The organism is Pseudomonas sp. ADAK21, from assembly GCF_012935735.1.
Taxonomy (GTDB): Bacteria; Pseudomonadota; Gammaproteobacteria; order Pseudomonadales; family Pseudomonadaceae; genus Aquipseudomonas; species Aquipseudomonas proteolytica.
In genome coordinates this window covers 3,078,867-3,098,642 of the sequence record NZ_CP052857.1, presented here as the reverse complement: position 1 = coordinate 3,098,642, position 19,776 = coordinate 3,078,867, and the positions used below count along the sequence as shown (strand labels likewise).

Below are 19,776 nucleotides of genomic sequence, written 5' to 3'. Positions count from 1 at the left end.
CTCCTGCAAGGGCCCACGCTTATATCCGACCAACGGGCGCATAGGGAGCGGGGTCAATAACCGGCTCGTGCCCCAACAGCAAGTCAGCAAACAACTGGCAAGACGCAGGTGCCAATACCAGGCCGTTGCGGTAATGCCCGCAGTTGAGCCACAGCCCTTCAAACCCTGGCACCTTGCCAATATAAGGGATGCCCTCGGGCGAACCAGGCCGCAACCCGGCCCAATGCCCCACCACTGCGGCATCCGCCAGTGCCGGAATCAACTCCACCGCCGAGGCTTTCAGGCTTTCCAGGGCCGGTTCGGTCGGCGTCTTGTCGAAGCCTTCATGTTCCAGCGTACTGCCAACCAGGATGTGCCCATCCCGGCGTGGAATCGCATAGCGCCCTTTCGCCAGGACCATGCTCGACAGAAAGTCCGAGGCGCACTTGTACAGAATCATCTGCCCCTTGACCGGCTCCACGGGCAACGTCAGCCCCAGGCTGTCCAGCAATTCACCACTCCAGGCCCCGGCCGCGAGCACGACCTGATCGCCACGCACCTCACCCTGAGCCGTATTGACCCCGACGATGCTGCCGCCCTCCTGGATAAAGCCCTGTACCGCGCAATGCTCATGCAAGGTCACCCCGGGCAACGCCAATAACGCAGCCTTCAGGGATTTGACCAGGCGCGGATTACGCACGTTGGCCACGTCGGCCATATAAATGGCCTGTGAAAACCCTGCCCCCAGCACAGGAACCGCATCACGGGCGGCCGACACATCCACCTTGCTCAATGGCCGACCTTCCCGTGCAGCCCAGGCCAGGGCATCGGCCTCGTCGTCGAGGTCCAGCCAATAAAGGCCGGTGGTATGAACCTCGGGATCCACACCGGTGGCGGCAAACAGGCGCTGGGCCAATTGCGGATAGAAATCCTGGGACCAATGGGCCAGCGCCGTGACGGCCGGGCTGTAGCGCCACGGGTATAACGGCGAAACAATCCCGCCACCGGCCCAGGAAGACTCTTGCCCGACCGATGAACGGTCCAGCACGACCACTGCCTGCCCCTGCGTTGCCAGGTTGAACGCCGTCAACAGCCCGATAACACCACCACCCACCACTACGACTTGCTGTTGCTTAGTCATTGTTCGATCCAGCCCATGAAAAGAAAGGAGTACCCCTGGTACCCCGTCGCCCACCAGCCTCATCGCCCCCAGCACTCCTGACGAGTGGTGCCGGGCACCGCGCCGGGATTAGCCCGCGCGCCAGTGCTGGTCAAACTGAACTCACCACAAGTATCACCCAGCATCGCGCCAGCAAGAGGCGTCGCGGTCAGGGTGAAGTCCTGCGGGTTCAGTATCACCGTGATTCTATAGCGATCATTACCGGTACTGACGCCGCTGGCATCAATAAAAGTGCCATTTCTCACGTAATAGCGTTCCAGCTGCTGGGCTTGCTCCGTGAGCAGCCCGACGATTTCTGTGCGGTAGGCCTTTTTCACATGGGCGCTGTACCCCGGATAAACCACCGCAGCCAATGTGGCAATGATCGCTAGTGCAATCAGTAACTCTATCAAGGTGAATCCTTTGCAGTTGCCGCTCATCGTGATGCTCACCTATTGAAGTTGTCGCCATAGAACTCGTCGAAATCCCCCACCGGCATCCGGGTCGACGCGCGCAAAGACGCTCTCCAGAACGGTGCGCGACTGACCGCTGACCCCCACAGCAGTGACCCGATATAAAGTTGCGGGGGTATTGGGCGGCAAATGTGCCATTCCGATACCGGGCCCCAGGTTTTGAATACCGTATACGCCCCCCTTCAGGCCGACCCAGGCGATGACCGAGACCGGATCGACGCCCGGCTGGCTGATGGCATACGCCTCTTTTGGCGGTGCGCAGGTGACTTGCGACTGACAGGCCGGCAAACCGAACCCATGCGCCTGCACAGCCGACTCACCGCGCCTGAGCCCGTCTTCGGCCGCTTGAAACGATAAGTTGCGGTGCCTGATGCTGCCGGCGAGTTGCTCCTGCGACGTTGCGCCCTGCATCGATGACAGCCCGAGAACCGTCAACAGCAGCAGCAATACCAGGCTGATCAACAGCACCATGCCGCGCTGCCTGGAGGCCGATATCCGGCGCCCACTATTCAAGGCGATTACGCACAGCTGCGACGGCGCTGTAGATCTGGTCGCGCGCGCGACGTGCCGGATCGCGGAGCGTCAACGCCACACGCACAGTGCGGATCAGCGATTCGTCGCTGGGGTGGCTGTCATACCGGGTCACGACACTGGACCCGGGCCGGCTGGCCATCCCGAAGCTCATTTCGAACGCCCCCACATTATCCACCAGCACCGCCTTGGCCGGGGTTGCCGGAGTGCTGATCTTCAGTTGCCCTGACTCAAAGGTGTAGGTCAGCTTGCGCACGGGAAAAGCGATCTGCCCGGGCCCTGGCTTGGGGGGTACCCCTGAATAGGCCTGAGCGCTGTCAATACAATTGCTGAGCACCGTCCAATCAGGTCGACTGCCCTGGTCGCCGACATCGCCCGTGACCAGCGTCAGGCTGGTTGAGGCACCATTGACCAGCACACTGACCGGCCTGGAAAAGTCAGCAGGCGCCTGAGCAATCAAAGGCAGGGACAGGCAACCGAACATCCCCGCCAGGCGAATCTCCTGGAGCATCTTGCCCAGGACAAACCGCCCATCATCCTGCAATAGCGCCGAGGCGTGCTGGCTGGCCGCAGTGCTTCGGGCAGCCAGTGTTACCTGGACGGCCGCCAGGACTACAAGTAACCCCAGGAGCGTCGCCAGCAGTGCCTCGACCAGGCCAAAGCCCGCACTGGAGCGCCTCATAGCACAGGCCTCGGATCAACCGCGACACGACTGGTCAGGGTGAATGTTTCACGGGTGTTGTCAGCATTGGCTGCACGCGAATCATCCCAACTGATGCTGATAGTCACCTCGCGCTGGCTGATCGCAATCGAACCTTTGGCGGAATCGCCAGCCAAGTGGCGGATATTGGCCTCGAAGTCGTGCAAGTCCAGGTCGCGGACACTCGCGGCCAAGGTGTTGGCTGCCCAGCTATCGCCACTTTCCCAGGAGTAGTCAGCACCCGCGTTGGCGCGAATCCGGTCGAGCATGTCATAGGCGATGAAACTCGCCTGGCTGATCATTCTGGAGCTGTCGGTGTACTTGAGTGCATTCAGCTGGATCAACCCGGCCCCCAGCAGGCCGACGCCGAGAATCAGCAGCGAGACCAGTACTTCGATCAGGCTCATGCCAACCTCCCGAGCGGCGGGGACGGGAGTACAACACGTTATCGGGCAGGCTCGCATAGCCATCGTCATCCTTGTCGAGGGTCATAAAAACGGCCGAGATGGCCGTGGGTTGTCCAAGACTAGCGCCGCCCTGGCAGCCGCGCTGCCCCTCGGAATATAGGGAAATACTTTGGACAGGAAGGCCATCACTGCGCAGTCGTGGACCGCCGCTATAACTATTCCTGTCACAAGCAAATGAACTGTCCACGGAGGGACGATGTATGAAACAACGCGGTTTCACATTGATCGAATTGCTGCTCGGTTTGATCGTCAGCGGCATCCTGGCGCAATTGGCAGTGCCCGGATTCAAGAGCCTGATGGACTCACAATCGCGACTGAGCGCGGCACAGGCACTGGCCTCCGGCCTGCGCTACGCCCGCACCCAAGCCATTGCTCGCAATCGGACGGTCGTCATCCATGCACTGGATGACGACTGGAGCAAAGGCTGGAGGGTGGTGGTGGACATGAATGGGCGCGGCCACCTGGACGACGACAACCCGGTACTGCTGGAGCGCCAGGACAATGGGCGGACTCCCATCGTAGGCAATACACCGGTGCGCACGCAGATTCGTTTCAGCGGGCTGGGCGAACCCCTGCTGTCTGCGGGAGGGTTTCGTGCCGGCACCGTGCATGTGTGCTCAGCGGAGCAGCCGCTGAGCCTGCATCAGGTAGTGCTGGCACCCAGCGGCCGGATCAGCTTGCGCAGCGACAAGGCCGAGCAGGCATTGTGCCGCGGGTACACCAGCGAGACAGGGCTCAGAGCAGCGAACGAACCCGCAGCTCCTTGGGCATGGAAAAAGTGATATTTTCTTCACGCCCTGCCAGCTCATCGGCGCCTGTCGCGCCCCACGCCTGCAACTGCTGGATGACGCCACGCACCAAGACTTCCGGCGCCGAGGCGCCCGCCGTGATACCGATACGCTCGACACCGTCGAACCAACTGCGCTGCAGGTCTTCGGCGCCATCGATCAGGTATGCCGGAGTAGCCATGCGCTCGGCCAGCTCACGCAGACGATTGGAGTTGGAGCTGTTGGGACTACCCACCACCAGTACTACGTCGCACTCGTCGGCCAGTTGTTTGACGGCATCCTGGCGGTTTTGTGTGGCGTAGCAGATATCGTCCTTGCGTGGCCCACCAATGGCGGGGAAACGAGTACGCAGGGCATCAATGACGCGGCTGGTGTCATCCATCGACAACGTGGTCTGGGTCACGAATGCCAACTTTTCAGGGTTATGCACTTGCAGCTCGGCGACGTCTTTTTCGTCTTCCACGAGGTAGATCGCGCCGCCATTGCTGGCGTCGTACTGCCCCATGGTGCCTTCGACCTCCGGGTGGCCGGCGTGGCCGATCAGGATGCACTCACGGCCGTCACGGCTGTAGCGTGCCACTTCGATATGCACCTTGGTAACAAGCGGGCACGTCGCGTCGAAGACTTTCAGGCCGCGGCCTGCCGCTTCGGTGCGCACGGCCTGGGAAACGCCGTGGGCGCTGAAAATGACGATAACGTCATCCGGCACCTGTTCCAGCTCCTCGACAAAAATCGCGCCGCGAGCCCGCAGGTCTTCGACCACGAACTTGTTGTGGACAACTTCATGGCGTACGTAGATCGGTGGCCCGAAGACTTCCAGGGCGCGATTGACGATTTCGATCGCCCGGTCCACGCCGGCGCAGAAGCCACGGGGGTTGGCGAGTTTGATTTGCATGCTGTGCCTCGTGTCTTGCCATGTAGGAGCGAGCTTGCTCGCGAAAATTTCACAGGCACCGCGATCATTCAGGATGCCAGGATTTTCGTTGAAGACCTTCGCGAGCTAGCGCGCTCCTACAATAGGCCGGAATCGTCAGTTAGAGCGCTTTAACGTCGATGATTTCAACATCAAAGGTCAAGGTCTTACCGGCCAACGGGTGGTTGAAGTCGATAGTCACCTGAGTGTCATCAAAGGTTTTGACCACGCCGGGCAGTTCAGTATTCGCCGCATCGTTGAAGATCACCAGCAAGCCTTCCGACAGCTCCATATCCTGGAACTGCGAACGCGGGATGATCTGTACGTTTTGCGGGTTGGGCTGGCCAAAGGCGTTTTCCGGCGGGATCTGCAAGTTGCGCTTGTCGCCTGCCTTGAAGCCGAAAAGTGCCGCTTCGAAGCCCGGCAGCAGGTTGCCGTCGCCGACCTTGAAGGTCGCCGGGGCCTTGTCGAACGTGCTGTCGACCGTGTCGCCATTCTCCAGGCGCAATGCAAAATGCAAGGTGACTTCCGTGTTCTGGCCAATGCGTTGTTCGGCCAATACTTGTTCAGTCATTTACGGCTTCTCCGGGTTTGTTGCCCTTGAACATATCCAGCGCCAGCATGACAGCGCCAACGCAGATGGCGCTGTCGGCAAAATTGAACGCCGGGAAATAATGGCGGTTCTGCCAGTGCACCAGAATGAAGTCGATCACATGGCCCAAGGCAATGCGGTCGTACAGATTGCCCAGGGCCCCGCCCAGCACCAGTGCCAGGGCGATAGCCAGCCAGGTGTCGTTGCGGCCCAGGCGCTTGAGCCAGACCACCAGCACCGCGCTGACCACCACGGCGATCAGGGCAAACAGCCAACGCTGCCAACCGCCACTGTCAGCCAGGAAGCTGAATGCAGCGCCGGTGTTGTAGGCCAGGGTCCAGCTGAAGTAGTCAGGAATCACCACGATCTGCTGGAACATTTCCAGGGAGCCCTCGAAGTGAGCCTTGCTGACCTGGTCGATGACCAGGACCAGCAAGCTCAATACGAGCCAACCCAGACGTCCGAAACGGCTGGATTTAGGCATAGTGGCGAACCTCGCCAGCACCGCTGATGTTGTCGACGCAACGACCGCAGATTTCCGGATGCTCAGGGTTCACGCCAACATCTTCACGGCAGTGCCAGCAACGGGCGCACTTGGCGAAGGTCGACTTGACCACCTTGAGCTTGAGGCCCGGTACTTCGGTAGCCACCGCATCAGCCGGGGCCTGGGCGAATGGCGCGAGGCTGGCTGTGGAGGTAATCAGCACGAAGCGCAGTTCGTTGCTCAACTTGCCCAGGTCGGCGGTCAGGCCCTCCTCGGCAAACAGCGTGACTTCGGCTTGCAGGTTGCCACCGACGGCCTTGGCCGCACGCTGGACTTCCAGTTCCTTGTTCACCGCAACCTTGACGGCCATCACACCTTCCCAGTACTCGCGGCCCAGTTCGAAGTCGGCCGGCAATTCGGTCAGGCCTTCGTACCAGGTGTTGAGCATCACGGACTCGTTACGCTCGCCCGGCAGGTACTCCCACAGTTCGTCGGCGGTGAAGGCCAGGATCGGTGCAATCCAGCGCACCAGCGCTTCGGAGATGTGATACAGCGCGGTTTGCGCCGAGCGGCGCGCCTTGCTGTTGGCGCCGGTGGTGTACTGGCGGTCCTTGATGATGTCGAGGTAGAAGCCACCCAACTCCTGCACGCAGAAGTTGTGGATCTTCGAATAGACGTTCCAGAACCGGTACTCGCCGTAGTGTTCCTGCAACTCGCGCTGCAGCAACAGGGTACGGTCCACAGCCCAACGGTCCAGGGCGAGCATTTCCTCGGCCGGCAGGATATCGGTGGCCGGGTTGAAGCCGGTCAGGTTCGACAGCATGAAGCGTGCGGTATTGCGGATACGGCGGTAGGCATCGGCGCTGCGTTGCAGGATCTGCTCCGAAACGGCCATCTCGCCCGAGTAGTCGGTGGAAGCCACCCACAGGCGCATGATATCGGCGCCCAGGGTGTCGTTGACCTTCTGCGGCGCGATCACGTTGCCCAGGGACTTGGACATCTTGCGACCGTTCTCGTCGACGGTGAAGCCGTGGGTCAGCAGTTCGCGGTATGGGGCGTGATCGTCGATGGCGCAGCCGGTCAGCAGGGACGAGTGGAACCAGCCACGGTGCTGGTCCGAGCCTTCCAGGTACAGGTCGGCACGCGGGCCGGTCTCGTGACCCATCGGGTGCGAACCACGCAGTACGTGCCAGTGGGTGGTACCGGAGTCGAACCACACGTCGAGGGTGTCGCTGATCTTGTCGTACAGCGGCGCTTCGTCGCCCAGCAGCTCAGCGGCATCCAGCTTGAACCAGGCTTCGATGCCTTCCTGTTCAACGCGCTGGGCCACCACTTCCATCAACTCGACGGTACGTGGGTGCAGTTCGCCGCTTTCCTTGTTCAGGAAGAACGGGATTGGCACACCCCAGTTGCGCTGGCGGGAGATGCACCAGTCCGGACGGTTGGCAATCATCGAGTGCAGACGTGCCTGGCCCCAGGCCGGGACGAACTTGGTGTCTTCGATGGCTTTGATCGCACGCTTACGCAGGGTTTCGCCGGCGACTGGCTCTTTGTCCATGCCGATAAACCACTGCGCGGTGGCGCGGTAGATCAGCGGGGTCTTGTGGCGCCAGCAGTGCATGTAGCTGTGCTTGATGGTTTCGGTGTGCAGCAGCGCACCGACTTCCGACAGCTTGTCGATGATCGGCTGGTTGGCCTTGAAGATGAACTGGCCGCCGAAGAACTCCAGCGAAGGCGCGTACACGCCATTGCTCTGCACCGGGTTGAGGATGTCATCGTTGACCATGCCATAGGCTTTGCAGGTCACGAAGTCGTCCACGCCGTAGGCCGGCGCGGAGTGAACCACACCGGTACCCGAACCCAGTTCGACGTAGTCAGCCAGGTACACCGGCGACAGGCGGTCATAGAATGGGTGACGGAAGTTGATCAGTTCCAGCGCAGAGCCGGTGGCGGTGGCGATCACCGAGCCTTGCAGCTCGTAGCGGGCCAGGCAGGCCTCGACCATTTCCTCGGCCAGCACCAGCAGGCGATCACCAACGTCCACCAGGGCGTAGGTGAATTCCGGATGCACGTTCAGCGCCTGGTTGGCTGGGATGGTCCACGGGGTGGTGGTCCAGATCACGATGGCAGCTGGCTTGGCCAGGCTCGCCAGGCCAAAGGCCCCGGCCAGCTTGGCGTCGTCGGCAATCGGGAACGCGACGTCGATGGTCGAGGACTTCTTGTCTTCGTACTCGACTTCCGCTTCGGCCAGGGCCGAGCCGCAGTCAAAGCACCAGTTCACGGGCTTGAGGCCCTTGAACACGAAGCCGCCCTTGACGATCTCGGCCAAGGCACGGATTTCACCGGCCTCGTTCTTGAAGTTCATGGTCTTGTACGGGTTGTCCCAGTCGCCCAACACACCCAGGCGGATGAATTCGGACTTCTGCCCTTCGATCTGCTCGGTGGCGTAGGCACGGCACAGCTCGCGGGTCTTGTCGGCGCCCAGGTTCTTGCCGTAGGTCACTTCGACCTTGTGTTCGATCGGCAGGCCGTGGCAGTCCCAACCCGGGACATAAGGCGCATCGAAGCCCGCAAGGGTTTTCGAGCGGATGATCATGTCCTTGAGAATCTTGTTCAGCGCATGACCGATGTGAATCGTGCCGTTGGCATAAGGAGGGCCGTCGTGCAGGACGAATTTCGGACGATCCTTGCCAATCTCGCGCAACTTTCCGTACAGGCCAATACTGTCCCAGCGCTGCAGGATCTGCGGTTCGCGCTGTGGCAGGCCGGCCTTCATTGGGAAGGCGGTGTCCGGAAGGTTTAGCGTGGCTTTATAGTCGGTCATTTAAGGCTCTTCATTAGCGATGGGCGCTAGGTGCGGCTAGTGCACGGGCGGCGGCGACATCCGCATTGATCGCCGTTTTCAACGCCTCAAGGGAGGCGAATCGCTGCTCTTCACGCAGCTTTTGGTGGAAAACCACCGTCAAACGCCGGTCATACAAATCCCCGGCAAAATCCAAAAGGTGAACTTCCAGGTGGGCCTTGCCATCACCTGCAACCGTTGGCCTGACGCCTATATTGGCGACTCCGGGCCACGGTTGGCCGTCGATCTCGACACTCACCAGATACACCCCGGTCAGTGGCACGCGACGGCGCTTGAGTTGCACGTTGGCGGTTGGCGTGCCCAGTTGGCGCGCCAGCTTCTGGCCGTGCAGGACCCGCCCGGCAATCCGGAACGGGCGACCGAGCAAACGCTCGGCCAAGGCGAAGTCGGCAGCGGCCAGGGCATTTCGCACCTGGGTGCTGCTCACGCGCAGACCGTCCAGTTCAACGGTTTGCGCGGCTTCGACGGTAAACCCCTGGGTTACGCCGGCTTGTTGCAGGAAATCGAAATCCCCTACCCGGTCGCAACCGAAGCGGAAGTCGTCACCGACCTCCAAATGCTGCACACCCAAGCCATCGACAAGGATACGGTCGACGAACTCGGTGGCGCTGAGACTGCGTAAACGCTGGTTGAACGCCAGGCACAAGACCCGGTCCACGCCTTCTTCGGCCAGCAGCTGCAGTTTGTCCCGCAAGCGGGCCAAACGGGCCGGGGCCGTCTCGGGGGTGAAGAATTCACGGGGCTGCGGCTCGAAAATCACCACGCAGCTGGGCACACCCAACTCGACTGCGCGCTCGCGCAGCCGCGCCAGGATAGCCTGGTGGCCACGGTGAACACCGTCAAAGTTGCCAATAGTGGCGACGCAGCCCCGATGCTCGGGGCGCAGGTTGTGGAGACCTCGAACCAGCTGCATAACGCGCTTCTTGCTCATAAAGTGGTCGATTATAACCACACCCGGCCCCGGACGACAGGCAACAGCACAGGCCAAATGATTCGAATCGAAAAAACAGCCGGCTTATTGTTGATTGCGATCAATTCAGCGCCTTGCGATTGAAATCCCGCAGACGGAAGCCCAGCAGCAACAACATGCCAAAGTAGGCGATCACCCCGGCCACGACCAGCAGGCCCAGGCGCAGGAATCGCTCGAGCATCTGCCCTTCGTCCCACGCCGGCATCCAATGCATCAGCCCCAGCAATACTGCCGACATCACGGCCACGGCCAACAGCAACTTGAGGGCAAACACGCCCCAGCCTGGCTGCGGCTGATACATTTTTTGTTTACGCAGTTGATAAAACAGCAGGCCAGCATTGATGCAGGCGCCGGCGCTGATTGCCAGGGCCAGGCCGGCGTGAGCCAGCGGCCCGATGAATATCAGGTTGAACAGTTGGGTGACCACCAGGGTAAAAATCGCGATTTTCACTGGGGTACGAATGTTTTGCTGGGCATAAAAGCCCGGCGCCAAGACCTTGATCACGATAATCCCCAGCAACCCCACCGAATAAGCGATCAGCGCGCGCTGGGTCATCAAGGCATCAAAGGCACTGAATTGGCCATACTGGAACAGCGAAACCGTCAGTGGCTCCGCCAGGATTCCCAGGGCCAGGGCGCATGGCAGCACCAGCACAAAGCACAGGCGCAGGCCCCAGTCGAGAATGCGCGAGTATTCATGGCGGTCCTTGCTGGCGTAAGTACGCGCCAGGGTCGGCAGCAAAATGGTGCCCAGCGCCACGCCCAGCACGCCGGATGGCAATTCCATCAGACGGTCGGCGTAATACATCCACGACACGGAGCCGGAGACCAGCAGCGAAGCAAACGCGGTGTTGATGATCAGGGAGATCTGGCTGACCGACACCCCAAGAATCGCCGGCAGCATGTTTTTCATCACGCGCCACACGCCAGTGTCCTTGAGATTGAGGCGCGGCAACACGAGCATGCCGATCTTTTTCAGATGCGGCAGCTGATACAACAGTTGCGCCAGGCCACCGGCCAGCACTGCCCAGCCGAGCGCCATGACCGGCGGATCGAAGTACGGCGTGAGGAACAACGCAAATATGATCATGCTGACGTTAAGCAGGGTCGGCACAAACGCCGGCACCGAGAAACGGTTCCAGGTATTGAGGATCGCGCCCGCCAGGGACGATAGGGAGATCAGCAATATATAAGGAAAGGTCACCCGCAACAGATCGCTGGTGAGGGCGAATTTTTCCGGGGTGTTGGCAAAACCGGGCGCCGTGGCCCAGATAATCCAGGGTGCGGCGAGCATCCCGGCGATGGTCACCAGCATCAGCACCAGGGTCAACAGGCCCGAGACGTAGGCGATGAAGGTGCGGGTGGCCTCGTCGCCTTGCTGGGTTTTGTATTCCGCCAGAATCGGCACAAATGCCTGGGAAAACGCACCCTCGGCGAAGATCCGCCGCAGCAGGTTGGGCAGCTTGAAGGCGATAAAGAAGGCATCCGTGGCCATGCTCGCGCCAAAAATACGTGCAATGAGGGTGTCACGTACAAACCCCAGAACCCTGGAAATCATCGTGATAGAGCTGACGGCGGCCAACGACTTGAGCAGATTCATTGAAAGAGTTTTTGCCTATAGATAAAGAGCAGGCGAACAAAGCGCCCACTTATGCGATACTGCGCGCCTGCAACAGCACAGAGCCAAAGCTCGCGAGTTTACAGGTCAAGCGCCGGAAATAAATAACCCGCCTCTTCAGATCGACCACTCAGCAGTTCGCATCAGCCGCCCTTGACAAGACTTCAACTCATCGGCATGATTCGCGGCCTATTTTGTTTGCTATTTCCTAAAAAGTCTTTCGAGGAGCTCGACGGTGGCCAACACACCTTCCGCCAAAAAACGTGCAAAACAGGCTGAGAAGCGTCGCAGCCACAACGCCAGCCTGCGTTCCATGGTTCGTACCTACATCAAGAATGTAGTTAAGGCCATTGACGCAAAAGACGCTGAAAAAGCTCAAGCTGCTTACGTTCTGGCCGTGCCAGTTATCGACCGTATGGCCGATAAAGGCATCATCCACAAGAACAAAGCTGCTCGCCATAAAGGTCGTCTGAATGGCCACATCAAGGCTCTGAACCTTGCTGTTGCAGCCTAAGCGATAAGCTTGTTAAAAAACCGACCCCAGGGTCGGTTTTTTATTGCCTACGATTTATGCCAACCCCAAAACAAATGCGGGAGCTGACTTGCCTGCGACGGGCGCATAACATTCAACACAGATGTCGACTGTTAAACCGCTATCGCAGGCAAGCCAGCTCCCACATAAAGCAACGCTGCACTGTCAGGCTTATTGCGCACTAGGCCAAGGCAGGATCGGAATCGCCGTCACCGCATTCTGCGGACTGCCTTCGATCAGGCGGTCGCTGTAGACCAGATACACCAGGGTATTGCGCTTCTTATCAAGGAAACGCACCACCTGCATGGTCTTGAACACCAGCGAGGTGCGCTCCTTGAACACTTCGTCGCCATCCTTGAGCTCACCCTTGAAGCGGATCGGCCCGACCTGGCGGCAGGCAATCGACGCTTCGGCGCGATCTTCGGCCAGGCCCAGACCACCTTTGACACCGCCGGTCTTGGCGCGGGACAAGTAGCAGGTCACGCCGTCAACCTTGGGGTCGTCAAACGCCTCGACGACGATTCGGTCGTTGGGGCCGACAAACTTGAACACCGTCGATACCTGGCCAATCTCTTCAGCCGAAGCCAGCAGCGGCATCGCCACCAACAACCCCAGCAACCCCTTCAATACACGCATCGCAGCTTTTCCTTTAAACCAGGATCAGGTTATCGCGGTGAACCAGTTCCGGCTCAGCCATGTAACCCAACAGACCGACAATCGACTCAGACGACTGCCCAATGATTTTCTGCGCCTCAAGGGCGCTGTAGTTAGCCAGGCCACGGGCGATCTCACGACCGTCCGGCGCTACGCACACCACCATTTCACCACGGCGGAAGCTGCCCTGGACCAGCTTGACGCCTACCGGCAACAAGCTCTTGTTACCTTGGGACAACGCCGACACCGCCCCCGCATCCAGCACCAGGGTGCCGCGGGTCTGCAGATGGCCGGCCAGCCACTGCTTGCGCGCCGCCAGCATGCCACGCTCGGGCGATAGCAACGTGCCAATGCGCTCGCCAGCCTTGAGGCGATCCAGCACGCGCTCCAGGCGCCCGCCGACGATGATGGTATGGGCACCAGAGCGGGCCGCCAAGCGCGCAGCGCGCAACTTGGTCTGCATGCCACCACGCCCCAGCGCACCACCGACACTGCCGGCCACGGCATCGAGCGCCGGGTCATCGGCACGCGCCTCGTAGATCAACTGGGCGTCCGGGTTATTGCGCGGATCGGCGTCGAACATGCCATCGCGATCCGTGAGGATCACCAGCAGGTCAGCCTCCACCAGGTTGGCCACGAGGGCAGCCAAGGTGTCGTTGTCGCCAAAACGGATCTCGTCGGTCACCACGGTGTCATTCTCGTTGATCACCGGGATCACCTTGAGCTCGACCAGGGCACGCAAGGTGCTACGGGCATTGAGGTAACGCTTGCGGTCAGACAGATCGTCATGGGTCAACAGAATCTGCGCGGTATGGCGCCCGTGCTCGGCGAAGCTGGATTCCCAAGCCTGCACCAACCCCATCTGACCAATCGCCGCAGCCGCCTGCAACTCATGCATCGCGCTGGGTCGCGCGGTCCAGCCAAGGCGGCTCATCCCGGCGGCAACCGCCCCGGACGACACCAGCACCAACTCGACACCCGCTTCATGCAAGGCCACCATCTGTTCAACCCAGACGCTCATGGCTGCGCGATCCAGCCCCTTGCCATCTGCCGTCAGCAGCGCACTTCCGATCTTTACGACCCAGCGTTGCGCACCCGTCACTTTGCTCCGCATCATCTTCAACCTTAGATTGAGGGCCACGCGACCCAGCGCCGCCCATAACGTTATTCGTGACTACCGATTACCAGATACTAAAACGCCGCTCGATTGAGCGGCGCTTAAGTTTATCGCAACAGATCAGTCACGCACGTAAATGATTTCTGGACCATCTTCATCATCCACATCTTCCTCGTCCCAATCATCGTCACCGATATCATGGACCGACTTGACGCCACTGCGACGCAGGGCACGCTGGTCATCCAGCGCCTGCAACTGCGCACGCGCCTCGTCTTCGATGCGCTGATCAAGATCCGCCAGCTCGGCCTTGTAGGCCGGATCGGCAGCCAGGCGATCGGCACGATCTTCCAGGTAGCGCATGATGTCGCGGGTCAGACGCTCAGTGCCTTCTTTGGCAATGGCGGAGATCACGTAGACAGGACCTTCCCACTGCAGGCGGTCAACGATTTCCTTGACCCGCTCTTCGTGCTCTTCTTCGAGGATCTGGTCGCACTTGTTCAACACCAACCAACGGTCACGCTCAGCCAGGGACGGGCTGAACTTGGCCAGTTCGTTGACGATCACTTCGGCAGCATCCGGGGCACTGGTTTCATCCAGCGGCGCCATATCGACGAGGTGCAGCAACAGACGGGTACGGGACAAATGCTTGAGGAAGCGAATCCCCAGGCCCGCGCCATCGGAAGCACCTTCGATCAGACCCGGAATGTCCGCGACCACGAAGCTCTTCCAACGATCGACACTGACCACACCCAGGTTCGGCACCAGGGTGGTGAACGGATAATCCGCGACTTTCGGCTTGGCGGCGGACACCGAGCGAATGAAGGTACTTTTACCGGCGTTCGGCAGGCCCAGCAGGCCAACGTCTGCCAGTACTTTCATTTCCAGCTTCAGGTCACGCTGCTCGCCCGGCTTGCCCGGCGTAGTCTGGCGTGGCGCACGGTTGGTACTGGACTTGAATCGGGTATTACCCAGACCGTGCCAGCCGCCCTGCACAACCATCAGCTTCTGGCCGGCCTTGGTCAGGTCGCCAATCACTTCCTGGGTCGCAGAGTCGATGATCGTGGTGCCGACCGGTACGCGCAGCACCAGGTCCTCACCTTTTTTACCGGTGCAGTCGGTGCTGCCGCCGTTGGAGCCACGCTCGGCATCAAAGTGCCGGGTGTAACGATAGTCCACCAGGGTATTGAGGTTTTCGTCGGCCATCATGTAGATGGAACCGCCATCACCACCATCACCACCGTTCGGACCACCGTTCTCGATGAACTTTTCGCGGCGGAAACTCATGCAACCGTTACCGCCGTCGCCTGCTTTTACTCGGATGGAAACTTCATCAACGAACTTCATAACAAAACGCCTCTCGCCGCACGGACGAGCTTAAGAAACCAAGACATAAGACTCTTGCAAAAATGAGCGCAGCGACCTCAATCAACGACCGCAAATCCAGCGCTTGAGCCCATCACAAACAGCTTTGCAAGAGACTCACCCCACAAACGAAAAAGCCCCGTCGCAAGACAGGGCTTTTCCAGCGAGCTCGCAATTAAGCCGAGACAACGCTCACGTAACGGCGGTTGAACGCGCCTTTTACTTCAAACTTGATCACGCCTTCGATTTTCGCGAAGAGGGTGTGATCTTTACCCATGCCTACACCGTAACCGGCGTGGAATTGGGTGCCGCGCTGACGCACGATGATGTTGCCCGGAATGATTTTCTGGCCGCCATACATCTTAACGCCAAGGCGTTTGGCTTCTGAGTCGCGACCGTTACGGGTACTACCACCAGCTTTTTTGTGTGCCATGAGTCAATTCTCCTAGTGAGGAATTAGGCTGAAATTAAGCCTGAATACCGGTGATTTTGATCTCGGTGTACCACTGGCGGTGGCCCATACGCTTCATGTGGTGCTTACGACGACGGAACTTGATGATGCGGACTTTATCGTGACGACCTTGGGAGATCACTTCAGCCACAACGGTAGCGCCAGCAACAACTGGAGCGCCGATGTTCACGTCATCGCCATTGGCGACCAACAGAACGCGATCAAAAGTAACGGATTCGCCGGTAGCGATTTCCAGTTTTTCGATCTTCAGGTATTCACCTGGGGCGACCTTGTATTGCTTGCCACCAGTAACAATTACTGCGTACGACATGGTATTTCTCCGATAATCCTGCTCACCCAGCGCTTTATAAGAAGAGGTATTGGCTGGCATGGCTGCATGGGATGGACGTCCCGAATGCAATTGCGTAAGGCAGGTGCTGCCCAGGAAGTTCAGGGTGCGCGATTGTACGCAAGCTGTGGAAGGCTTGCAAGTAGCCGCCAGTCGCCGTGAAAGCGTAGCGAGCGAAGGGAAGACAAGGAAAAAACAGGCGAGGAAGCGGAGTTTACTGGTTGTAAATGAGCATTCCGAGCCTGTTTTTGACGCAGGATTACCGAGCGCAGTAGCTTTCACGGTGACTGGACGCGCCTTGACACCCGGGGGCGCGGGTCCTAGCATGCCGCGCAACCCTTCTGGAGCGACTGTCGCTGATGCAACCCCAAGCTTTCTACCGCGCGGTGGCGGACGATTTTAGCGCCGTCGACGACATCATCAAGAAGCAACTGACTTCTAAAGTGCCGCTGGTCTCCAAAATTGGCGACTATATTACGTCTGCCGGCGGTAAACGCCTGCGTCCTTTATTAGTGTTGCTGTGTGGCAAGGCCCTGGGCCGCGAAGGCGATGACCTGCGCCTGCTGGCCGCTACTATCGAGTTCCTGCACACCGCCACCCTGCTGCACGACGACGTGGTCGACATGTCCGGCATGCGCCGTGGTCGCGAGACCGCCAACGCCATGTGGGGCAATGCGCCCAGCGTGTTGGTGGGCGACTTCCTGTATTCGCGCTCGTTCGAAATGATGGTCGAACTGGGCTCGATGCCGGTGATGAAAATCCTGTCCCAGGCCACGCGCATCATCGCTGAAGGCGAAGTGTTGCAGCTGTCCAAGGTGCGTGACGCGAGCACCACCGAAGAAACCTACATGGAAGTGATTCGCGGCAAGACCGCGATGCTCTTCGAAGCCTCGACCCACAGCGCCGCCGCCCTGTGCCAGGCGACTGCCGAACAGGCCGAAGCCCTGCGCACCTTTGGTGACCACCTGGGCGTGGCCTTCCAACTGGTGGATGACCTGCTCGACTATCGCGGCGACGCTGAAGCCCTGGGCAAGAACGTCGGTGACGACCTGGCCGAAGGCAAGCCGACCCTGCCGCTGATCTACACCATGCGCGAAGGCACGCCGGAACAGGCAGCACTGGTGCGCAAGGCGATCCAGAAAGGCGGCATCGAGGACCTGGAAAGCATCCGCGCAGCCGTGGAAGCCTCGGGCTCGCTCGACTACACCGCACAACTGGCCCGCGACTACGTAGCCCGCGCCATCAAATGCCTGGAAGCCCTTCCAGCCAGCGAATACCGGGATGCCCTGGTGGAACTGAGTGAGTTTGCGGTAGCCCGTACTCACTAACGCTCTGTGGGAGCTGGCTTGCCTGCAATAGCATCACCTCGGTACCGCTGATAGACCGAGGTGCCTGCATCGCAGGCAAGCCAGCTCCCACATTTAGACCGCAGCGCCCCCGCCCCAGCAAAACCCTATATAATGTGCGACTTTTAGCCATCCTGACTTTCAAGGAGCTTTAGTGAGCACGTTGCCACCCTGCCCAAAATGCAATTCCGAATACACCTATGAAGACGGCGCCCAGCTGATCTGCCCGGAATGCGCCCACGAGTGGTCCGTCGGTGGTGAAGCCGAAGCAGCCAATGATGAAGCCGTGAAGAAAGACTCCGTGGGTAACGTCCTGCAAGACGGTGACACCATCACCGTGATCAAAGACCTCAAGGTCAAGGGCACCTCGCTGGTGGTCAAGGTCGGCACCAAGGTCAAGAACATCCGCCTGTGCGATGGCGACCACGATATCGACTGCAAGATCGACGGTATCGGCCCGATGAAGCTCAAGTCCGAGTTCGTCCGCAAGGTCTGACCTGCCTGCCCATCCCGCGCCCGCCGCGGGATGGCGTCTCACCCTCCCCGCTTCACCTCCCTCCAAGTAGCAAAAAGCCATCCCTTTTGACCTTGCACAATGCCCACACAGAAAAATCAGGAAATTGCCAATAGGGACTTGCTATTCTACGAATAAGAATTATTCTCATTGAAACCTTTCAAGGAGATGCGAACCATGACTTATTTGATTGATGCCTGGCTGGACCGTCCGCACCCTTACCTGCGGATCCTTCATCGGGAAACCGGCGAAGTGTGTGCGGTGCTCGAAGAAGAAGCGCTGAATGAATTGCAGGACCAGGGCGACCTGGACGTCAACGGCCTGAGTTCCAGTGAACCTGGGGTGCTGAAGGAGGTAGTGAGGAATCTGTTTCTGTTCTGCTATGCCCGAGCATTGCGCCCGGTGACAGAGCTGCATGGCAAGTTTCACCCATGAGCAACCCGAAAAGCCCTGATTGCACCGGGCTCAGGTGGGAGCTGGCTTGCCTGCGATAGCAGCACCTCGGTGTAGCTCAAGACCGAGTCATCTGCATCGCACGCAAGCCAGCGCCTACACAGAGCCAGGCGCAACCATCAGCAGGTCTTACAGAACGTCGAGCAGCTCGACGTCGAATACCAGAACGCTGTGCGGCGGGATGCTGCCAACGCCTTGTGCGCCGTAAGCCAGTTCGCTCGGCACGTACAGGCGCCATTTGCTACCGGCATTCATCAGTTGCAGGGCTTCAGTCCAGCCAGCGATCACGCCACCCACCGGGAATTCTGCCGGCTGGCCACGCTCGTAGGAGCTGTCGAACACAGTGCCGTCGATCAGGGTGCCATGGTAGTGGGTACGCACCTGGTCTTCACGGGTCGGCTTGGCGCCTTCACCGGCGGTCAGCACTTCAAACTGCAGGCCGGAAGCCAGGGTGGTGATGCCTTCACGCTTGGCGTTTTCAGCCAGGAATGCCAGGCCAGCGCCTGCGGCGGCTTCAGCCTTGGCTGCGGCTTCGGCTTGCATGATGTCGCGGATCACCTTGAAGCTGGCAGCCATTTGCTCTTGGTCAACACGGCTTGGCTTGCCGCCGAACGCGTCGGTCAGGCCAGCCAGGATCGCGTCCAGGCTCACGCCAGGTGGCGGGTTGTCGCGCAGTTGGTCGCCCAACTGACGGCCAATACCGTAGCTGACGCGGGTTTCGTCGGTGGACAGATTAACTTCGGACATGGAAAGGCTCCGCTGTAGGACAACCGCAAAGGCCTGCAAAAGCGCAGTTTCTGCGTGCTATCCAAACTAAAAGGGCGAGCAGACTAGCACACTCGCCCTACGCTTGATGAGCCCAAAATCCCGGGCCAAAAGGCGCCGGGCCTGGATCAATGCTTGGTGACTTTATCCAGGTAACCCATGGCAAACGCCGAGATCACGAAGGTCATGTGAATGATCACGTACCACATCAGGTGCTGTGGATCGACATTCTTGGCATCCATGAAGATACGCAGCAGGTGGATCGAGGAAATCGCCACGATGGATGCCGCCACTTTCATCTTCAGCGACGAAGAGTCCATGGTGCCCAGCCAGTTGAGCTTTTCCTTGTTGTCGTCGATATCCAATTGCGAGACGAAGTTCTCGTAGCCGGAAATCATCACCATCACCAGCAACCCACCCACCAGGGCCATGTCGATCAGCGACAGCAGCACCAGGATCAGCTCCGACTCGGCCATCGCAAAGACATTGGGCAGCAGGTGGATCACTTCCTGGAAGAATTTCAGCGCCAACGCCAGCAGCCCGAGGGACAAGCCGAAATAGATCGGCGCCAGCAGCCAGCGGGAGGCATACATTGCATTTTCGATAAAGCGTTCCATGGAATCTCACACAGCGTGGCTAGAAATGGCGGCGAGTATATCAGCCACGTACATCGCGCCATAACCACCCGGAAACTGA

23 protein-coding genes are annotated in these 19,776 nt (G+C 59.6%); 5 read left to right on the top strand and 18 right to left on the bottom strand.

Annotated elements, in window-relative coordinates:
- Positions 1-19: 19 nt before the first annotated feature.
- The 5 genes from thiO to pilV are packed head-to-tail and all read right to left on the bottom strand — an operon-like array spanning position 20 to position 3,306.
- A complete protein-coding gene (thiO, locus tag HKK57_RS14055; protein ID WP_070994137.1) occupies positions 20-1,120 on the bottom strand; it encodes a glycine oxidase ThiO in 1,101 nt (366 codons plus the stop codon).
- Between the two features lie 59 nt (positions 1,121-1,179).
- Positions 1,180-1,578 carry a type IV pilin protein gene (locus HKK57_RS14050; RefSeq protein ID WP_070994138.1) on the bottom strand — a complete coding sequence of 133 codons (399 nt, stop codon included), beginning with the start codon at positions 1,576-1,578 and terminating at the stop codon, positions 1,180-1,182.
- 12 nt (positions 1,579-1,590) lie between these two features.
- Positions 1,591-2,082 (bottom strand): pilus assembly PilX family protein, encoded by a 492-nt coding sequence (locus tag HKK57_RS14045; RefSeq protein ID WP_169390307.1) that lies wholly within the window; start codon positions 2,080-2,082, stop codon positions 1,591-1,593.
- Positions 2,083-2,116: 34 nt separating this feature from the next.
- Positions 2,117-2,824, bottom strand: coding sequence for a PilW family protein (locus HKK57_RS14040; protein ID WP_169390306.1), 708 nt, complete (start codon positions 2,822-2,824; stop codon positions 2,117-2,119).
- Positions 2,821-3,306, bottom strand: a complete 486-nt coding sequence (pilV, locus tag HKK57_RS14035; protein WP_070994141.1) for a type IV pilus modification protein PilV — start codon at positions 3,304-3,306, stop codon at positions 2,821-2,823. The genes HKK57_RS14040 and pilV overlap by 4 nt, the downstream gene beginning before the upstream one ends.
- A gap of 203 nt (positions 3,307-3,509) precedes the next feature.
- On the opposite strand from pilV, the gene HKK57_RS14030 reads away from it, so the two are divergent.
- Positions 3,510-4,091 (top strand): GspH/FimT family pseudopilin, encoded by a 582-nt coding sequence (locus HKK57_RS14030; protein ID WP_169390305.1) that lies wholly within the window; start codon positions 3,510-3,512, stop codon positions 4,089-4,091.
- Here the strand turns inward: HKK57_RS14030 and ispH are convergent.
- From ispH to murJ, 6 genes are all read right to left on the bottom strand, one after another.
- Positions 4,045-4,992: a 4-hydroxy-3-methylbut-2-enyl diphosphate reductase gene (gene ispH / locus HKK57_RS14025; protein WP_029292032.1), complete on the bottom strand. Its 948-nt coding sequence runs from the start codon at positions 4,990-4,992 to the stop codon at positions 4,045-4,047. The two genes, HKK57_RS14030 and ispH, sit on opposite strands and share 47 nt — an antisense overlap.
- Positions 4,993-5,131: 139 nt before the next feature.
- Entirely contained in the window at positions 5,132-5,569 is a 438-nt protein-coding gene (fkpB, locus tag HKK57_RS14020; RefSeq protein ID WP_169851210.1) for an FKBP-type peptidyl-prolyl cis-trans isomerase, read from the bottom strand.
- 7 nt (positions 5,570-5,576) lie between these two features.
- The gene (gene lspA, locus HKK57_RS14015) at positions 5,577-6,086 is read right to left on the bottom strand and encodes a signal peptidase II (protein WP_029292036.1); all 510 of its coding nucleotides are present in this window, start codon (positions 6,084-6,086) and stop codon (positions 5,577-5,579) included.
- Positions 6,079-8,910 carry an isoleucine--tRNA ligase gene (gene ileS / locus HKK57_RS14010; protein ID WP_070994145.1) on the bottom strand — a complete coding sequence of 944 codons (2,832 nt, stop codon included), beginning with the start codon at positions 8,908-8,910 and terminating at the stop codon, positions 6,079-6,081. Before ileS ends, lspA begins: the two co-directional genes overlap by 8 nt.
- Positions 8,911-8,923: 13 nt before the next feature.
- Positions 8,924-9,862, bottom strand: a complete 939-nt coding sequence (gene ribF / locus HKK57_RS14005) for a bifunctional riboflavin kinase/FAD synthetase (protein WP_029292040.1) — start codon at positions 9,860-9,862, stop codon at positions 8,924-8,926.
- A 118-nt stretch (positions 9,863-9,980) separates the two neighbouring features.
- Entirely contained in the window at positions 9,981-11,519 is a 1,539-nt protein-coding gene (gene murJ, locus HKK57_RS14000) for a murein biosynthesis integral membrane protein MurJ (protein WP_169390304.1), read from the bottom strand.
- A 253-nt stretch (positions 11,520-11,772) separates the two neighbouring features.
- Between murJ and rpsT the strand changes: the two genes are divergently transcribed.
- The gene (rpsT, locus tag HKK57_RS13995) at positions 11,773-12,051 is read left to right on the top strand and encodes a 30S ribosomal protein S20 (RefSeq protein WP_029292043.1); all 279 of its coding nucleotides are present in this window, start codon (positions 11,773-11,775) and stop codon (positions 12,049-12,051) included.
- Between the two features lie 189 nt (positions 12,052-12,240).
- Here rpsT and HKK57_RS13990 read toward each other — a convergent pair whose 3' ends face one another.
- From HKK57_RS13990 to rplU, 5 genes are all read right to left on the bottom strand, one after another.
- Positions 12,241-12,705 carry a CreA family protein gene (locus tag HKK57_RS13990; protein WP_029292045.1) on the bottom strand — a complete coding sequence of 155 codons (465 nt, stop codon included), beginning with the start codon at positions 12,703-12,705 and terminating at the stop codon, positions 12,241-12,243.
- A 13-nt stretch (positions 12,706-12,718) separates the two neighbouring features.
- The gene (gene proB / locus HKK57_RS13985; RefSeq protein ID WP_057441105.1) at positions 12,719-13,837 is read right to left on the bottom strand and encodes a glutamate 5-kinase; all 1,119 of its coding nucleotides are present in this window, start codon (positions 13,835-13,837) and stop codon (positions 12,719-12,721) included.
- Between the two features lie 123 nt (positions 13,838-13,960).
- Positions 13,961-15,184, bottom strand: coding sequence for an Obg family GTPase CgtA (cgtA, locus tag HKK57_RS13980; protein WP_029292050.1), 1,224 nt, complete (start codon positions 15,182-15,184; stop codon positions 13,961-13,963).
- Between the two features lie 193 nt (positions 15,185-15,377).
- Positions 15,378-15,635 (bottom strand): 50S ribosomal protein L27, encoded by a 258-nt coding sequence (gene rpmA / locus HKK57_RS13975; protein ID WP_029292052.1) that lies wholly within the window; start codon positions 15,633-15,635, stop codon positions 15,378-15,380.
- Between the two features lie 34 nt (positions 15,636-15,669).
- Entirely contained in the window at positions 15,670-15,984 is a 315-nt protein-coding gene (gene rplU / locus HKK57_RS13970) for a 50S ribosomal protein L21 (protein WP_003176051.1), read from the bottom strand.
- Positions 15,985-16,361: 377 nt separating this feature from the next.
- On the opposite strand from rplU, the gene HKK57_RS13965 reads away from it, so the two are divergent.
- From HKK57_RS13965 to HKK57_RS13955, 3 genes are all read left to right on the top strand, one after another.
- Complete coding sequence (locus HKK57_RS13965) at positions 16,362-17,330, top strand: polyprenyl synthetase family protein (RefSeq protein WP_169390303.1); 969 nt, start codon at positions 16,362-16,364, stop codon at positions 17,328-17,330.
- A 172-nt stretch (positions 17,331-17,502) separates the two neighbouring features.
- Positions 17,503-17,844: a zinc ribbon domain-containing protein YjdM gene (locus HKK57_RS13960; RefSeq protein ID WP_029292067.1), complete on the top strand. Its 342-nt coding sequence runs from the start codon at positions 17,503-17,505 to the stop codon at positions 17,842-17,844.
- A gap of 195 nt (positions 17,845-18,039) precedes the next feature.
- Positions 18,040-18,297 carry a PA4570 family protein gene (locus HKK57_RS13955; RefSeq protein ID WP_029292069.1) on the top strand — a complete coding sequence of 86 codons (258 nt, stop codon included), beginning with the start codon at positions 18,040-18,042 and terminating at the stop codon, positions 18,295-18,297.
- 147 nt (positions 18,298-18,444) lie between these two features.
- On the opposite strand, the gene HKK57_RS13950 is transcribed toward HKK57_RS13955, so the two are convergent.
- Both HKK57_RS13950 and HKK57_RS13945 read right to left on the bottom strand, forming a co-directional pair.
- Positions 18,445-19,062: an FKBP-type peptidyl-prolyl cis-trans isomerase gene (locus HKK57_RS13950; protein ID WP_029292071.1), complete on the bottom strand. Its 618-nt coding sequence runs from the start codon at positions 19,060-19,062 to the stop codon at positions 18,445-18,447.
- 146 nt (positions 19,063-19,208) lie between these two features.
- On the bottom strand, positions 19,209-19,697 hold the full coding sequence (locus HKK57_RS13945) for a TIGR00645 family protein (protein WP_029292073.1): 489 nt from the start codon (positions 19,695-19,697) through the stop codon (positions 19,209-19,211).
- Between the last annotated feature and the right edge of the window lie 79 nt (positions 19,698-19,776).

What these genes read in the sequence shown, in the direction of transcription:
- thiO (WP_070994137.1), bottom strand. Translation starts at nt 1,120, where the DNA reads ATGACTAAGCAACAGCAAGTCGTAGTGGTGGGTGGTGGTGTTATCGGG.
- HKK57_RS14050 (WP_070994138.1), bottom strand. Translation starts at nt 1,578, where the DNA reads ATGAGCGGCAACTGCAAAGGATTCACCTTGATAGAGTTACTGATTGCA.
- HKK57_RS14045 (WP_169390307.1), bottom strand. Translation starts at nt 2,082, where the DNA reads ATGGTGCTGTTGATCAGCCTGGTATTGCTGCTGCTGTTGACGGTTCTC.
- HKK57_RS14040 (WP_169390306.1), bottom strand. Translation starts at nt 2,824, where the DNA reads ATGAGGCGCTCCAGTGCGGGCTTTGGCCTGGTCGAGGCACTGCTGGCG.
- pilV (WP_070994141.1), bottom strand. Translation starts at nt 3,306, where the DNA reads ATGCGAGCCTGCCCGATAACGTGTTGTACTCCCGTCCCCGCCGCTCGG.
- HKK57_RS14030 (WP_169390305.1), top strand. Translation starts at nt 3,510, where the DNA reads ATGAAACAACGCGGTTTCACATTGATCGAATTGCTGCTCGGTTTGATC.
- ispH (WP_029292032.1), bottom strand. Translation starts at nt 4,992, where the DNA reads ATGCAAATCAAACTCGCCAACCCCCGTGGCTTCTGCGCCGGCGTGGAC.
- lspA (WP_029292036.1), bottom strand. Translation starts at nt 6,086, where the DNA reads ATGCCTAAATCCAGCCGTTTCGGACGTCTGGGTTGGCTCGTATTGAGC.
- ileS (WP_070994145.1), bottom strand. Translation starts at nt 8,910, where the DNA reads ATGACCGACTATAAAGCCACGCTAAACCTTCCGGACACCGCCTTCCCA.
- ribF (WP_029292040.1), bottom strand. Translation starts at nt 9,862, where the DNA reads ATGCAGCTGGTTCGAGGTCTCCACAACCTGCGCCCCGAGCATCGGGGC.
- murJ (WP_169390304.1), bottom strand. Translation starts at nt 11,519, where the DNA reads ATGAATCTGCTCAAGTCGTTGGCCGCCGTCAGCTCTATCACGATGATT.
- HKK57_RS13990 (WP_029292045.1), bottom strand. Translation starts at nt 12,705, where the DNA reads ATGCGTGTATTGAAGGGGTTGCTGGGGTTGTTGGTGGCGATGCCGCTG.
- proB (WP_057441105.1), bottom strand. Translation starts at nt 13,837, where the DNA reads ATGCGGAGCAAAGTGACGGGTGCGCAACGCTGGGTCGTAAAGATCGGA.
- cgtA (WP_029292050.1), bottom strand. Translation starts at nt 15,184, where the DNA reads ATGAAGTTCGTTGATGAAGTTTCCATCCGAGTAAAAGCAGGCGACGGC.
- rpmA (WP_029292052.1), bottom strand. Translation starts at nt 15,635, where the DNA reads ATGGCACACAAAAAAGCTGGTGGTAGTACCCGTAACGGTCGCGACTCA.
- rplU (WP_003176051.1), bottom strand. Translation starts at nt 15,984, where the DNA reads ATGTCGTACGCAGTAATTGTTACTGGTGGCAAGCAATACAAGGTCGCC.
- HKK57_RS13965 (WP_169390303.1), top strand. Translation starts at nt 16,362, where the DNA reads ATGCAACCCCAAGCTTTCTACCGCGCGGTGGCGGACGATTTTAGCGCC.
- HKK57_RS13955 (WP_029292069.1), top strand. Translation starts at nt 18,040, where the DNA reads ATGACTTATTTGATTGATGCCTGGCTGGACCGTCCGCACCCTTACCTG.
- HKK57_RS13950 (WP_029292071.1), bottom strand. Translation starts at nt 19,062, where the DNA reads ATGTCCGAAGTTAATCTGTCCACCGACGAAACCCGCGTCAGCTACGGT.
- HKK57_RS13945 (WP_029292073.1), bottom strand. Translation starts at nt 19,697, where the DNA reads ATGGAACGCTTTATCGAAAATGCAATGTATGCCTCCCGCTGGCTGCTG.